The sequence below is a fragment of the Massilia sp. TWP1-3-3 genome (genome assembly GCF_049897805.1).
Taxonomy (GTDB): Bacteria; Pseudomonadota; Gammaproteobacteria; order Burkholderiales; family Burkholderiaceae_D; genus Telluria_A.
Map to the genome: position 1 here is coordinate 144,263 of NZ_JAFCWX010000001.1, position 14,512 is coordinate 158,774.

General features: G+C 61.6%; 11 protein-coding genes. All 11 read right to left on the reverse strand.

The features are described from left to right. Positions 1-3: 3 nt before the first annotated feature. Positions 4-1,398 (reverse strand): glycoside hydrolase family 5 protein, encoded by a 1,395-nt coding sequence (locus tag ACP7D4_RS00665; protein WP_426207514.1) that lies wholly within the window; start codon positions 1,396-1,398, stop codon positions 4-6. Positions 1,399-1,479: 81 nt separating this feature from the next. Beyond that, complete coding sequence (locus ACP7D4_RS00670; protein ID WP_426207515.1) at positions 1,480-2,493, reverse strand: LacI family DNA-binding transcriptional regulator; 1,014 nt, start codon at positions 2,491-2,493, stop codon at positions 1,480-1,482. 432 nt (positions 2,494-2,925) lie between these two features. Beyond that, a complete protein-coding gene (locus tag ACP7D4_RS00675; RefSeq protein ID WP_426207516.1) occupies positions 2,926-5,337 on the reverse strand; it encodes an FtsX-like permease family protein in 2,412 nt (803 codons plus the stop codon). Further along, positions 5,337-6,026, reverse strand: a complete 690-nt coding sequence (locus tag ACP7D4_RS00680; protein ID WP_426207517.1) for an ABC transporter ATP-binding protein — start codon at positions 6,024-6,026, stop codon at positions 5,337-5,339. Before ACP7D4_RS00680 ends, ACP7D4_RS00675 begins: the two co-directional genes overlap by 1 nt. Before the next feature lie 182 nt (positions 6,027-6,208). Further along, positions 6,209-6,811: a TetR/AcrR family transcriptional regulator gene (locus ACP7D4_RS00685; protein ID WP_426103474.1), complete on the reverse strand. Its 603-nt coding sequence runs from the start codon at positions 6,809-6,811 to the stop codon at positions 6,209-6,211. Positions 6,812-7,084: 273 nt separating this feature from the next. Then, positions 7,085-7,462, reverse strand: coding sequence for a hypothetical protein (locus ACP7D4_RS00690; RefSeq protein WP_426103473.1), 378 nt, complete (start codon positions 7,460-7,462; stop codon positions 7,085-7,087). Positions 7,463-7,481: 19 nt separating this feature from the next. Continuing rightward, the gene (locus ACP7D4_RS00695) at positions 7,482-8,261 is read right to left on the reverse strand and encodes an enoyl-CoA hydratase (RefSeq protein ID WP_426103472.1); all 780 of its coding nucleotides are present in this window, start codon (positions 8,259-8,261) and stop codon (positions 7,482-7,484) included. 108 nt (positions 8,262-8,369) lie between these two features. Beyond that, complete coding sequence (locus ACP7D4_RS00700; protein WP_426103471.1) at positions 8,370-9,566, reverse strand: acetyl-CoA C-acyltransferase; 1,197 nt, start codon at positions 9,564-9,566, stop codon at positions 8,370-8,372. A 60-nt stretch (positions 9,567-9,626) separates the two neighbouring features. Continuing rightward, on the reverse strand, positions 9,627-10,073 hold the full coding sequence (locus ACP7D4_RS00705) for a PaaI family thioesterase (RefSeq protein WP_426103470.1): 447 nt from the start codon (positions 10,071-10,073) through the stop codon (positions 9,627-9,629). A gap of 60 nt (positions 10,074-10,133) precedes the next feature. Further along, a complete protein-coding gene (locus ACP7D4_RS00710; RefSeq protein WP_426103469.1) occupies positions 10,134-12,530 on the reverse strand; it encodes a 3-hydroxyacyl-CoA dehydrogenase/enoyl-CoA hydratase family protein in 2,397 nt (798 codons plus the stop codon). Positions 12,531-12,701: 171 nt separating this feature from the next. Further along, positions 12,702-14,492 carry an acyl-CoA dehydrogenase C-terminal domain-containing protein gene (locus ACP7D4_RS00715; RefSeq protein ID WP_426207518.1) on the reverse strand — a complete coding sequence of 597 codons (1,791 nt, stop codon included), beginning with the start codon at positions 14,490-14,492 and terminating at the stop codon, positions 12,702-12,704. Positions 14,493-14,512 lie beyond the last annotated feature (20 nt).

Consider the following 14,512-nt stretch of genomic DNA (forward strand, 5'->3'; position numbering starts at 1 on the left):
TACCTATTTGGCAAACGGCGTGGGCGCGGTGGTGCTGGTCATCCAGTCCATCACGCGCTGCTGCGGCTCATACTGCACGCTGCCAAAAAGCTTGAACAGCGACTCTACCTGCGCGTTGGACGCGGTGGTGAAGTCGACCTTGGGGATGCTCTGGCCGGCAGCGTTGGTGACCAGGCCCCAGGTCCCTGCGCCCTGCCCGCCGTCGTTGGTGACCAGCTTCCAGGTCCAGGCGGTGGCGGCCCAGCCGAGTTTGCCGTAGGTGTCGAAGGTCACGCGCGTGATCTGGCCGCCCAGGTCCGCACCCAGCCCCGCCCATGGCTGCAATTCGCCGATGAAAAATGGCGTGTCGAGCGCCTTGATGCGCTGGTCCCATTCGCACACGCCGCTGGCGGCGCCGCCGCTGCAGGTCAGCCAGTCGCGGTGCACGTCGGCGCCGATGGCGCCCCAGCCGAACATGCCGGGATAGAAGTGCATCTCGAAGGCGACGTTCTTCATGCCCGCCGCCGCCGGATTGCCGTAGGCTGCAATGCCCGAGTTATGACCCGGCAGGATGATCACGTGGCTCGGATCGACGGCGCGCACCGCCTCGTACAGCTTGGCCACCACCACCGCCAGATTGGCAGCACCCGTGCCCCAGGGCTCGTTGAGCAGGCTGTAACCGGCCACTGCCGGCCGGTCCTTGTAGCGCGCAGCGATCTGCTGCCACAGCCAGATGGTGCGCTCCTGGTACTGCGGCGTGGACCAGTACAGATTGCGGTTGGCGCAGCCGCTGTGGTGTTCCACGCCCTGGCTGCCGACGGCGCCGTGCAGGTCGAGGATCACATACATGCCCCGCTTTTCGGCCTGCGCGACGGCGTCGTCCAGATAGCGCCAGGCGTCGGCGCGCAGGTGGCGCGGATTTTTTTCGTCTTCGACCACGCTGTGGATGAAGGGCACGCGCACGGCGTTCCAGCCGTATCTGGCCATCAGATCCCAATCGCGCTCGCCGATCCAGTTGTCCCGGAACACCTTCATCAGGCGCTCGCGCTCCGCGTAGCCGAAGCGCGTATCGAGCGCCGCATCGAGCTTGCAGTTGTCGTCGATGCCGTTGGAGCCCTGGCCCATCATCCAGAATTCATTGAGCAGCCAGTTGCCTAGGTTGACGCCCTTGAGCAGCACGGGCGTGCCGTCGGCGCGCACCCACTTTGCGCCTTGCGCATGGATCATCTGAGAGGCGTTCAGGATGGGCGCGGCGGGCGGCGGCGCGACCGGCGTTGCGGTGACGACGACCGGCGGGACAGGCACGGCGGGTACCGCGGGCACGCTGGGCACCGAGGGCGTCACCCCGCCCCCGGCGCCGCCGCAAGCGGCAAGGGCCGTCGCCATCAACACGGTCAAGCACGTATTTTTCAAGTTCATCTGATTTGTCTCCTGCGACATGGGAGCGCTTCCATGTTAATGTTAAAAAAACTCGCGTGCCAGGCGAGAACTATTGCGTTATTAGGTGCCGGGCGGCCGGGCGAGCGACGCGCGCTGGGTGATCGAAATGAGGAAGTGGCGCTTGATGGTGCGCTGGGTGCCGTAGCAGCGGTTGAACAGTTCGTCGAGCGCTGCCATCGTCATCTCCAGCCAGGGAATGCGCACCGACGTCAGGCGCGGGCTTGAAAATGCGGCGCTCGGCGTGTCGTCGTAGCCGATCACCGAGATATTGCGCGGCACTTCACGCCCGTTCTCCTGAAAATAGGCCATGGCGCCGACGGCGATTTCATCGTTGGCGCAAAAAACGGCGGTGAACTGGTAACCTGACTCGATCAGCCGCGCCGCTTGCGCCCATCCGGCTTCCGGCGAAAAGTCGCTTTCGGTTTGCCACACGCCGGCCGGGTTGATGCCGATGCGTTCGAGTTCGCCCATGAAACCGGACAGGCGCGCCACGTTGTCGGGCGAGGTGGACGGCCCGCCGATCACGGCGATCTTGCGGTGGCCATGTTCGAGCAAGGCGCGCGCCGCCAGCACGCCGCCATAGTGATGGTCGGCCGTGAAGCAATGCGACTCGATACCGTCAAGCAGATGGTTCATGAAAACGATGCGCGACTGGTTCTTGCCAAGCGCGAGCACGTCTTCCTCGCACAGGTGATTGCTGATGACGATCAGGCCGTCGCACCCGCGCTCGAGCAGGAAGTTGATGCCTTCCACCGCCTGGCGGCGCGCGTCGCCCTTGCCCACGCCGAAAGCGACCACCATGTGCAGGTCGGCCGCACGCAGCTCGGCGTCGATGGCCGCGAGGATGGGCGTGTAGAAGGTGCCTTTCAGGATGGGGATGTACACGCCCACCATTTGCGAGGTGCCCGACATGAGCGCGCGCGCCGCATGCGACGGCCTGAAGTCGAGTTCCTCGACCGCCTTTTGCACGCGCGCGATGGTGGCCGCCGCAACGTAGCCTTTGCCGCTGACGACGCGCGACGCGGTGCTCATGCCGACGCCGGCGCGCAAGGCGACATCTTTGATCGTTGCCACGTAATTAACTCCTGGAAGTGATTTGCGAGAGAATGGCAAAAAAAGCGCTCAGGCGGGCTGCCACATATGCAGATACTCGCCTGCATGCATCGACCACGCCCTGATCGACTGGGTCTCCCGTTCCACTCAGCAAGCCCACACCCGGGGTAGATTGCGCGACATGTTGGCGGGTGCAGCCTTTTTGCTGGGTCTTCAATAAGGCGTGTGGAAGCGCTTCCATGCAAGTGATAGTAGCACCGGCAAGTTTTGAGCGTCAACGCTTTTTTTGGCGGCGCGGCCGGCTGGCGGCGCCTTCGACGCGCTGCGCGCGCTCAGTGTCCGTGCAGCTCGCTGATGACGCCGGCGAAGTTGAAGCGGTGAGCCGCAATGAGCAATCCCACGAGAACAACACCCATCAAAATGTATAACAACCGTTTGTGCATCGCGTGCTCCTTAAAGGTGAATAAGCGCTTTTTGAATGGTCAGGCTGCTTGCGTTGAACGCCGGCACGGCGCTAGCGCCAACGGCGCCGAGTACGACCACGCCCAGCCAGGTCAGCATCGCCAATGGCGCCAGCGTCAACGGTAGCGCCCATTGAAAAGCGAGCTTACCGATCGTGCGCCCTACGAGCAGGGATAAGGGCAGGGAGAACAACACGGCCATGCACCAGCTCATCAAACCAATCGCCACTGCCTCGATGACAACGCTACGAACGACGATACGGCGCGTGCCGCCAACGGCGCGCATGACGCCAAATTCACGCGTGCGCTCAAGCACGCTGGTGCTCATTGCCGACATCAGTCCCAAGGTGCCAACGATGGCCATCACCACCGACATGGCCCTTAGCGCAAAGATCAAGAGCGACACGTGGCCGCTCAAGGCGCGCGCCAGGGTGCTTTCGGAAACGACGATTTTCATGCTGACATTGGTCCGCTCCAGGGTTTGTTCAATCCGCCGGGTGATCGCGTCAACGCTGGCCGTGTCGTGCCGCGTCGTCACCACACGCAAGGCGTTGAGCGTACCGGCTTGACCGGTGGCATGCGCGTAGCCTCGGGCGCTTGTGTAGGCACTGGCCGGGGTAATGATTTCGCGCGCTATCCCCACCAGCAGAAAGCGCGCTTGGCGCCCATCGAGATTGAGCGCAATGTGCTGGCCGACCTTGGCCTGGGGCAGCAAAGCGTGCGCCACATGATTTAACACGACCGCGTCCGTGTCGTCGTCGCACAACCAGCGGCCTTCCAGCACCGTCAGAGCGGTCGAGCCATCGCCTGCGGGCACCGAGCGCAATGAAAAGCTGCCATGGCCGCCGTCGGGATAGGTGCGAACGATGTCCAGGCCATCCGGTCGTGCCGGCGCCGCTGGCGACACATTCCATGCCTCTGCCCAGGCCACCCCTTCCATCGCACGCACGGCGGCAAGCATTGGTTCGTGCGGTGCAGGGTGGCTCAGGCGTACTTCAAGGTCGTAACGACGGTCCGCCGCAGCGTCGGCAAGATTGCGTTCCCAAGCCGACTTGACGTTTACGCTGGTCATGAACATCGCCCCTGCCGAGGCCAACAGTGCCAACGTGAGTACCAGTCGGCCGCGACGCCGAAAAATATTTCGAAATGACATCAAGTAGCTGCGGTCAATGGCCGCGAATTTCCCCAGCCACGCGAACAAGTTGCCGGCGCCACTAGCCGGTCGGCCAACGCCGAAGTCGCTGATCGCACTGCGCACAGTCACGCGGGTAATTCTGACAATTGGTACCAGCGCGATACACAAGGGAGTCAAGAGGCCTGCCATCACCGCGATCAGGTAACGGCTGGCCGGGATGGCCTGGCTGTACAGGGTGAAATTGAGCTCGTGGGAAATCGCCTGCGCGAAGCCGCGCCCGGCCATCACGCCCGGCGGCATGCCGATGGCCAGCGCTGCAAGGCTGATCAACACGATCAGTACCACATACAGTTGCACGATCTGCGCAGTGCGCGCGCCGATGGCCTTCATGATCCCGATCTGCCGGATCTGTTGCGTGAGCAGCGTATCGATCATGCTCGCGATAAGAATGCCGCCCAGTACCAGTGCCATGGAACTAAACAGCAGCAGCATGATCAGGATTGCTGTCATCTGGTTTTGATGGGGATGCTTGCCTGGCGGAGGAATGCGAATTTCCTGCACCTTGTGCCCCTGCGCGCGCAGCCATGCGGCCAGCTTGCCGACCGTATCCTGCGCCGCAGCGTTGTCCGACCGCCCTTGCCGCAGCGTGAGCTTGAGCAGGTGCAAGCGCGCCGGCTCGCCTAACCAGGCCAGCGTGGCCGGCGTGATATAGCCGTAGGCGGTCTGCTCCTGCATGGCTGGCGCCAGCGCCGGATCGTGTACGGCCCCGGCCAGCCGCATCGACCGGCGCGCCCCGTCAGGCGACTGCACGGCAAGGCTTGCCCCCGGCCGTGCTTCCAGCAGTTCAAAAGCAGTGCGCTCAAGCAGCATGCTGCCAGTCGGTGGCGGCCAATCACCAGACTGCCGGGTAAAGCGGCCGATGCGCACATCGTTAAAGTCGGGCACCACGAACAATAATAAGGGCAGCCATTTGCCCGTCGTGGTCTGCACCCGCGACAACACAGACGCGCCGGCTTGGGCGTCCTCGATACCGGGAAAGCGCCGTACCACGTCGAGCAGCACCGCATCAACCTGGTCGAGCTCGATAAGCGCCGCAGCCGGGTGCGTTCCCAGGTAATTGACACTGATTTCGCGCGTCAAAATGGTGTACGCGCTCAAAATGGCGGTCACGCCGAATATGCCGACCGCCACCGCCAGCACCATCATGACCAGCCGGCTTTGCATGGCGCGTAGGTCGCCGGCCAGTTTTTTCCAGCGGGGGCTGAGCATCACGCGTCCCGCGCCGGGGCAACAACGGCGCCGTCGGAGAGCATGATGGTACGCGTGAAATAACGGCTCAGGTCGCGTTCATGGGTCACCATCACCACGGTCTTGCCTTCTTTCGCCAGCGCCGCGAACAGTTGCATGACGTCATCCGAGGTTTTGGAGTCGAGATTGCCGGTGGGCTCGTCGGCCACCAGCACTGGCGGATCGTTCGCCAGCGCGCGCGCGATCGCGGCGCGCTGCTGCTGCCCACCGGACAAGTCAGCCGGCAATTTGTCGGCCTGATCGGCAATACCTAATTTGGTCAACAAGGCAAGGGCGCGCGGGCGGCGCGCCGCGCTCGGGTAGGTGCGGCAAAAATCCATGGGCAGCATGACGTTTTCGGCGATGGTCAAGGTGGGCAACAGTTGGAAAAACTGGAAGACAAGGCCGATCGCCTTGCCGCGCCATACCGCCAGTTGCTCCTCCGACAGCGTGTGCACGGCGGTGGAACCAATCTGGATGTGACCGGAGGTGACGGTGTCGATCCCGGTCAGCAAGTTGATCAAGGTCGTCTTGCCACTGCCGGACTTGCCCACCACCGCGACAAATTCACCGCTGCTGATCTCAAGCTCAATATCACGCAATGCATCGAAACTGCCCGACGGTGTTTGGTAACGCTTGCCCACGTTGCGCATCGAGATCAGTGCCGGCAAAGCGGACCGATCCGGGATAACTGTGTTCGTGTCATGCGCAACTGGGTGCATAAGGCTTCTCGCAATCTGGCGTTTATTTATAAGTAATAACTTACTTATAGATTTACGCGAGTGACGGGCGCATGTCAACTAGTACAACTGGTATTTTTGGCAATTCACCTGAGCGGTGAACATTTGCCCGCTCAGCGAAGCGGCGTGCTTGTAACCGGCGGCTGCATGCCGCGCCACAATGCCTCGACAAAGCCGTCGATCAGTTGTTCCGTATTCCCGCCATGCACACCCATCAATTCGAACAGCGGCAAACTGTGGATGGCCGCGATGAACAGACCTGCGGCCGGCAAATGATCGTGCTTGGCAATGACGCCGCGGGCGCCAGCCTGATCGAGAAAATCGGCCAGCGCCTCGGTGAGAGCAACCGGAGGCGAGCGCTCGAAATGGCTGGAAATGTCGGCAATGTTGATCGATGGATGCGTCAGTAGTTGCAGCAGGACGGGAATGAGCTGGCGGAAGTACGCCAGCATGCGGTGCCCGATGGCGACCAGCGCCGAACGCACGTCTTGCGGCGCAAGGCCGGTACCCATGATGGCATCGATATCGACGACGGGCGGCACCATCGCGGCCATAAACAGCGCCGCCTTGGTGGGGTAACGCTGAAACAGCGTCGCTTCCGAAATACCGGCGCGACGTGCAATCTCCTTGGTGGAACCTACCGCGCCATGCTCAAGAAAAACCGCCCGTGCCAAGTCGCGTATTTGTTCATCTTGCACCGTCTTGTGTCGACCCATGTCATTCCGCCCGTTTTTTATAAGCTACTGCTCACCTAATGTAATAGCTGCCAGCGGCGTGGTCAACCCCTGCCGGTCTTTGCTCACCGTCGAATCGCTTACTTGCGTGGGAGGGCAGCACCGGGAAGTTTTTGGAGAAAGACAAACAGGCCAAAAACCGTGGCGATGACGTTGTAGACAGAATCCATTCACATTCCCAGAAAGGCCAACCCGGGCGGGCGTGGCAGGCGTGAAGCAGATTATGCCTATTCGGCAATAAACACCAGGAAATGACTAGCGTTTCCGGGACGGGGGGTACGCGTTGACCAAAATGTCCCAGCGTCTTTTTTGAACGGACTTGTCGCACAAGACCATCACGCCCGGCCCCTCCTGGCCGTCAGATTGCACAGCCCACCTGCTTCGCAAGGGAACCAGGCAACGCTCGACCTGCATTCTCAGGTCGGGTCCGAAACCAACCCAGTTCGTGTGGTGCTTACGGTTATAGGCACGCAGAAACCGTTGCCCTTCCGCGTTAATTTCGAACAAACCGTGCACGTCATCGACCGTGCGATATTTCGTCAGGTCGCCCACCACCACGTGCGCGGCGCGGCAGGAGGCCGAGGCTGCGAGCAGCAAGCCGATGACGATGAATAGTTTATTCGACTGCCACATTGAGGTATATTTTCCTGCCCTATGCAAAGGTCGAAAAATCCGGCTTGCGCTTCTGGAAGAACGCCGTAAATGCTTCCTTCGCTTCTGGCGCCAGCAGCATTGCCCCGAACAGTTCATTTTCCGCCGCCATGGTGTCATTGATCGGCCCCATCCTGGCACGCTTCATCAGCGCCTTGGTGGCGCGGATCGACGCTGCAGGCAGCGCCACCAGCTTGGCGGCCTGGCCCTGCGCAAAGGCCATCAGGTCGGCCAGCGGCAGCACGCGCGACACCAGTCCCATCTCGAATGCTTCCTGCGCCAGAAACGCTTCGCCGAGCAGCAGCTTTTCAGCGGCGCGCGGGTAGCCCGCCAACTGCGGGAACAGCAGCGACGACGCAAACTCCGGGCACAGCCCCAGCTGCGCGAACGGCATCGAGAACTTGGCGTTGTCGGCCGCGTAGACCAGGTCGCAGTGCATCAGCAGCGTGGTGCCGATGCCGACGGCCGCACCGGACACCGCCGCCACCACCGGCTTGCTGCTGCCCGAGAGCGCGCGCATGAACTGAAATACCGGGCGCGCGTCGGCAGGCACGCCTTCAACCGGCACCGAATTTTTCATGAAGTCTTCAAGGTCATTACCGGCCGTGAAAATCTCCGGCTTGCCGGTGATGAGGATGGCGCGCACTGCCGCGTCGCTCTCGGCGCCAACCAGCGCATCGGCCATGACCTGGTACATCACGCCCGTGATGGCGTTTTTGCGCTCGGGGCGGTTGAACGCGATTGTCAAAATGCCGTCAGCCTTGCTGATCTCAATATCCATGCGTAACTCCAAAAAGTGAAAAGGGCGCCGAGGTAATCCGCAGCGCCCTTGATGACAATATTTTAACCGAACAGTTAAACCGCTCGAGCGTCTAAACAGCTCGAACCCTTATACGCGCTCGAAGATACCCGCTGCGCCCATGCCGGTACCGACGCACATGGTGACCATGCCGTACTTGAGGTTATTGCGGCGCAGTGCGTGGATCACGGTCGCGGCGCGGATAGCGCCGGTCGCGCCCAGCGGATGGCCCAGCGCGATAGCGCCGCCCATCGGGTTGACCTTGGCCGGATCGAGACCCAGGTCGCCCATCACAGCCAATGCCTGGGCTGCGAACGCTTCGTTCAATTCGATCCAGTCCAGCTGGTCCTGGGTGATGCCGGCCGCGGCGCACGCCGCTGGAATGGCCACTTTAGGACCGATGCCCATGATTTCCGGCGGCACGCCGCGCACCGCGAACGACGAGAACTTCGCCAGCGGCGTCAGGTTGTGATCGCGCAGGAATTTTTCGCTGACGATCAACAGCGCGCCGGCGCCGTCGGACATCTGCGAGCTGTTGGCCGCGGTGACGGTACCCTTGGCTGCGAAAACCGGCTTCAATTTGCCGAGCGACTCGAGAGTCGAATCGGCGCGCGCGCCTTCGTCGGTGTCGACCGTGCGGGTAGCGACGTCAATCTGGCCGGTCGCCAGGTTTGGCGTGCGGGTGATGATTTCGACCGGCGTGGTCTCGTCCTTGAAAAAGCCCGCCTGCTGCGCGGCGATGGCGCGGCGGTGCGACTCGACCGAGAACGCGTCCTGCTGTTCGCGGGTGATCTTCCACTGCTTGGCCACGTTTTCCGCGGTCAGGCCCATGCCGTATGCCATGCCGACGTTTTCGTCGGTGAACATCTCCAGATTCATCGATGGGTGGTGGCCCATCATCGGCACCATCGACATCGACTCGACGCCGCCGGCCAGCATGACGTCGCACTCGCCAACGCGAATCCGGTCAGCCGCCATCGAAATTGCCGTGATGCCGGACGCGCAGTAACGGTTGACGGTTACGCCGCCAACGGTCTTTGGCAGGCCTGCCAGCAGTACCGCCATGCGGGCGATGTTGAAGCCCTGCTCCGCTTCCGGAAACGAGCAGCCGATGATGGCGTCGGTGATCAAGGCGGGGTCCAGGCCCGGCGCTTGCGCCATGGCCGAGCGGATCGCGTGGACCAGCAGGTCGTCCGGACGGGTCGACTTGAACATGCCGCGCGGCGCCTTGCCGATCGGAGTGCGGGTTGCGGAGACGATGTACGCTTCAGTAAGTTGTTTGCTCATGTTGTTCTCTCAAAAATTCTGTGGTTCGAAATGGGGATGACCGGGTCCACGACTGGACACTTACCGCTTTTCCGACAAGTACCAGTCGACCTGCACCTGCGCCGCCAAGGTTCCCTGTTCGTCGAAGATATCGACTTCAACCGGGAAAGCTATCTTGCCGTCTGCTTTCAACGTCGCTTTCAATGCCGCGATATCGCCCGGAACGCGGCCTTCGGCGCGGGTCGCGCCCTTGGCCACTTTCTGGTACTGGATGCGCGACTCCTTGGCGACCGGACGCAGACCCATGATCAGGTCGGCAAAGCCGCCCGCCATGGCAGCGCCGGATGCCGTTTCGGCCAGCGTGAACAAGGCCCCGGCGTGCGGCGTGCCGAGGTGATTGTTCAGCTTTGGATCTGACGGCATCGACACTTTTGACGTGCCCGGTCCGATCTCGTCGATCCTGATCCCCAGCAGCTGCACAAACGGCAGCGTCTCCATCATTTGCTGCTTGATACGGTCATACACCATGCTTGGCCTCACGCGCAGTAAAAGTTTGAATGCTTGGGACAGGAGCGACATGCAGGTCGATCAGTTGCGTACCGGTTTACCGGTCTGCATCATGCCCATGATCCGTTCCTGGGTTTTCGGATGGTTCAGCAGCTCGAGGAAAGCTTTACGCTCCATGTCGAGGAACCACTGCTCGCTGACCACGCTGCCCTGGTCCACATTCCCGCCCGATACGATCTCGGCGATCATCTCGCCCAGCTTGAAGTCGTGCGCGGAGATGAAGCCGCCGTCGCGCATGTTCACCAGCTGCGCTTTGATGGTGCCGTAGCCGTAGCGGCCAACGACCGTCACCGGCTTTTGCAGCGGCGGACGGTAGCCCGCGTCGAACATCGCGCGCGCTTCCACCTTGGCCACGTGCAGCAGCTCGTAGATGTTAAAGACGATGACGTCGTCTTCCTTCAGGTAGCCCATCGCTTTGGCTTCCAGCGCCGACTTCGACACGTTGGCCGTTGCCGCGTTGGTAAAACCGGTCTTCAAAAATTGCAGGATGTCGGTGCCCTTGGCGTCGTTCGAAGCGCGCACTGCCGCCTCTTTCAAGCCGCCGCCGGCAGGAATCAGGCCCACGCCCACTTCCACCAGGCCGATGTACGACTCGATCGATGCGACACGCTTGGAAGCGTGCAGCGCCATTTCGCAGCCGCCGCCCAGGGCCAGGCCCGCCACCGCGGCCACCACTGGCACGTTCGAATATTTCATTGCCATGAAGGTGTCCTGCAGCAGCGCGATACCCGGCTCCATGGCCTTGGCGCCGCCCTGCATGAACAGTGGCAGTGCCGACTGCAAGTCAGCGCCGGCCGAGAAGGCGCCGCCGTCAGCTGCATCCGCATTCCAGATGACCAGGCCCTTGAAGTTTTTCTCAGCCTCGGCCTGCGCCATCTTCAGGCCGTTGATCACGCCTTCGCCGATGACGTGCATCTTGGTTTTCAGCGAGATGATCAGCACGTCGTCGTTTTGGTGCCAGATGCGCACCGAGTCGTCTTCGTGGAAGGTCACGCCGGCGGTCTTGCCGTCGACCGCACCGGCGCCCAATACTGGCGCGCGGAATGGCTGGCGGTCATACACCGACAACGTCGAGCGTGGAATGTACGCGTTGCTCGAGGCGGAGTACGAACCTTCCGGCGTATGCACGCCTTTTTCAGCGACCTGGCCTTCGAAGACCCATGCCGGCAAAGGTGCTGCGCACAGCGCGCTGCCAGCGTCGATGTCTTCCTTGATCCAGGTGGCGATCTGGGTCCAGCCTGCGCCCTGCCAGGTTTCAAACGGGCCGACGTTCCAGCCGAAGCCCCAGCGCATCGCAAAGTCGATGTCGCGCGCGTTGTCGGCGATCGAGCCGAGATGCACGGCGATGTAGTGGAACGCGTCGCGGAAGATCGCCCACAGGAACTGCGCCTGTGGATTGGTCGACTCGCGCAGGGCCTTGAACTTCTTGACCGGATCCTTTTCCTTCAGGATGCGCGCCACGATGTCGGCCGCCTTGCCGCCGCCGGCAACATATTCGCCGGATGCGAAGTCAAGGCGTTGAATGTCCTTGCCGACCTTCTTGTAAAAACCCGCACCGGCTTTTTGACCCAGTGCGCCTGCAGCGACCAGCTTGGCCAGCACATCCGGCGTCTTGTAGACGGAGAAGAACGGATCGTCAGCCAAATTGTCCTGCATGGTCTTGATCACGTGGCCCATCGTATCGAGCCCGACAACGTCGGCGGTACGGAAGGTGCCCGACTTGGCGCGGCCCAATTTGGCGCCGGTCAGGTCGTCGACCACGTCCACGGACAGGCCGAATTTTTCGGCTTCGTGGATGATCGCCAACATGCCGAAGATACCGACACGGTTGGCGATGAAATTCGGTGTGTCCCTGGCGCGTACTACGCCCTTGCCCAGGGTCGTCGTCAGGAAGCCTTCGAGCTGGTCGGCGATTTCCGGACGGGTGGACTCGGTCGGGATGATCTCGACCAGGTGCATGTAGCGCGGTGGATTGAAGAAGTGCACGCCGCAAAAGCGCGCCTTCAGTTCGGCATCAAAGCCTTCGGAGAGCTTGGTGATCGAAAGCCCGGACGTATTGGTCGCGAAGATCGCGTTCGGCGCGATGTGCGGCGCGACTTTCGCGTACAGGTCGTGCTTCCAGTCCATGCGCTCGGCGATCGCTTCGATGATCAGGTCGCAGCCGGCCAGCAGTTCGAGGTTGTCTTCGTAGTTGGCGATCTGGATCAGGGCTGCATCGTCCTTGTTGCCAAGCGGTGCAGGGCTGAGCTTCTTGAGGTTGTCGATGGCGCGCTTGACGATGCCGTTCTTGTCGCCTTCTTTGGCGGGCAAGTCGAACAGTACGACCGGTACCTTGGCGTTGACGCAGTGGGCAGCGATTTGCGCGCCCATCACGCCGGCGCCCAGGACGGCGACTTTTTTAACGATGAAATTTGTCATGGCTTTCCTTGGTTTTTCTAAATGCGTCTGTTTCACGCGGTCCCCGCTCCCCCGCCACATTGTCCTCGCGCAAGCGGGGACCCAAGTTCGTAGCGAACCAGCGAAACTGGATCCCTGCGTTCGCGAGGAAGATGTGCGTGAGGCGCGGGCCGAAATGCAGTAGCTGGTGTCTTAAAACAAATCAGCGTCAAGCGCCATCAGATTGGCCGAACCCGAACGTGCCTGGCGAATCAGCATTGCCGTCTCGGGCTGCAGGCGTGCAAAGTAAAAGCGTGCCGTGGCCAGTTTGGCTTTGTAAAAGTTGTCGCCCGAGTCTTCCTTGGCCAGCGCGATCTTCGCCATCTGCGCGAAAAAGTAGCTGTAGATCAGGTGGCCGACAACGCGCAGGTAAGGCACAGCGGCGGCGCCCACTTCGTCCGGATTCTGGAACGCCTTCATGCCAATTTCCATGGTCAGCTTGGTGACCTTGTCGCCCAAGTCGCCCAGCGGCGTGATGAACTCGGACAGCGCTTCATCGGTGCCGTTGTCTTCAACGAAGGCCTTGATCTTCTCGCCGAACTTGCGCAGCTTGGCGCCGTTGTCCATCAGGACCTTGCGACCGAGCAGGTCGAGCGCCTGAATCGTGTTGGTGCCTTCGTAAATCATGTTGATGCGCGCGTCGCGCACGTACTGCTCCATGCCCCACTCCGAGATGTAGCCGTGGCCGCCGTAGACTTGCATGGCTTCCGACGTCGCGACCCAGGCGTTGTCGGTAATGAAGGCCTTGATGATTGGCGTGAGCAGCGCGACTTCGTCGGCCGCTTCCTTGCGTACGTCTTCGTCGGTATGGTTCAGTTCCTGGTCGATCTTGAGCGCGACATACGACGAGAAAGCGCGCGCGCCTTCGGCGTAGGCCTTGGCCGTGAGCAGCATGCGGCGCACGTCGGCGTGCACGATGATCGGGTCGGCCTGCTTGTCCGGCGCTTTTACGCCCGACAGGCTGCGCATCTGGATGCGGTCCTTGGCATAGACCAGCGCGTTCTGGTACGCCACTTCGGTCAGGCCCAGCGACTGCATGCCAACGCCCAGGCGGGCCGCGTTCATGAACACGAACATGGCGTTCAAACCCTTGTTCGGCTGGCCGATGATCCAGCCTTTGGCGCCGTCCAGGTTCATCTGGCAGGTCGAGTTGCCATGGATGCCCATTTTTTCTTCGATCGCGCCGCAGGCAATGCCATTGCGCTCGCCAACCGAACCGTCAGCGTTGGGCAGGAATTTCGGCACCAGGAACAGCGAAATGCCTTTCGAGCCTTCCGGCGCGTCAGGCACGCGGGCCAGCACCAGGTGGATGATGTTTTCGGACATATCGTGCTCGCCCGCCGAGATGAAGATCTTCGAGCCGGTGATCGACCAAGAACCGTCTTCCTGTGGCAGCGCCTTGGAGCGCAGCATGCCAAGGTCGGTGCCGCAATGCGATTCGGTCAGGCACATGGTACCGGTCCACTCGCCGGAAACAAGCTTCGGCAGGTAGGTTTTTTTCTGTTCTTCGGTACCGTGCTCGAGCAGGCACTCGTAGGCGCCGTGCGACAGGCCGGGATACATCGACCAGGCCTGGTTGGACGAGTTGAGCATCTCGTAGAACGAGTTGTTCACCACGATCGGCAAACCCTGGCCGCCGTATTGCGGATCGCACGCGAGCGCAGCCCAGCCGCCTTCGACGTACTGCTTGTAGGCTTCCTTGAAGCCTTTTGGCGTGGTGACCGACTTGCTGGCCGCGTCGAAATGGCAGCCTTCGCGGTCGCCCGAATGGTTCAGCGGGAACAGCACGTTCTGGGTGAACTTGGCGCCTTCTTCCAGCACCTGGTTGATGATGTCGGTGTCAACGTCTTCGAATTTCGGCATCTGCTTCAATTCGTCGGTGACGTTGAGGAATTCGTGCAGCAAAAACTGCATGTCCCGGATTGGCGCGACGTATTGACCCATGATTTTCTCCTGACGATCTT